Below are 529 nucleotides of genomic sequence, written 5' to 3'. Positions count from 1 at the left end.
GGCGTTTCCCGCACCGCGCGCGGCTTGCTGGATCCACCCATCGAGTTCTATCGCCCGCTGCCGCCGCTGGCATACCTGCCGCTCGTGGTCATCTGGCTGGGCATTGATGAGCGCGCCAAGATTGTCGTCATCTATCTTGCCTGCTTCGCACCGATTGCCATGGCCGCGCGTGCAGGCGTGCGCAGCGCCACGCTTGAGCAGATCAACGCCGCGTATGCGCTTGGCGCGAGCTTCACGCAGGTGGTGCGACATGTGATCCTGCCGGCCGCGCTGCCCGAGATCCTGACGGGCTTGCGCATCGCCATCGGCTTCGGCTGGACCACGCTGGTGGCGGCGGAAATGGTGGCGGCCACCGTGGGCGTGGGGCAGATGGTGCTCAATGCGTCGAGCTTTCTGCGCACCGACCTCGTGGTGATGGGCATCGTGCTGATCGGCGCGATTGCATGGGCGTTCGACTTGGCCATGCGCGCCATCGAAGCGCGCGTGGTGCCCTGGAAGGGCCGCAGCTAGCCGCGACTCAGAAACTGCC

Annotated in this window: 1 protein-coding gene; it reads left to right on the top strand. The window is 66.5% G+C overall.

Annotated elements, in window-relative coordinates; genetic code table 11:
* Window positions 1–510, top strand: a 510-nt coding sequence (locus FUT88_RS24820) for an ABC transporter permease subunit (protein ID WP_147219182.1), incomplete at its 5' end; no start/stop codon positions are given.
* Window positions 511–529 lie beyond the last annotated feature (19 nt).

This window comes from Ralstonia sp. TCR112, assembly GCF_007997035.1.
In the GTDB taxonomy this organism is placed as follows: domain Bacteria; phylum Pseudomonadota; class Gammaproteobacteria; order Burkholderiales; family Burkholderiaceae; genus Ralstonia; species Ralstonia edaphi.
This window is presented reverse-complemented; position numbering and strand designations above follow the sequence as displayed.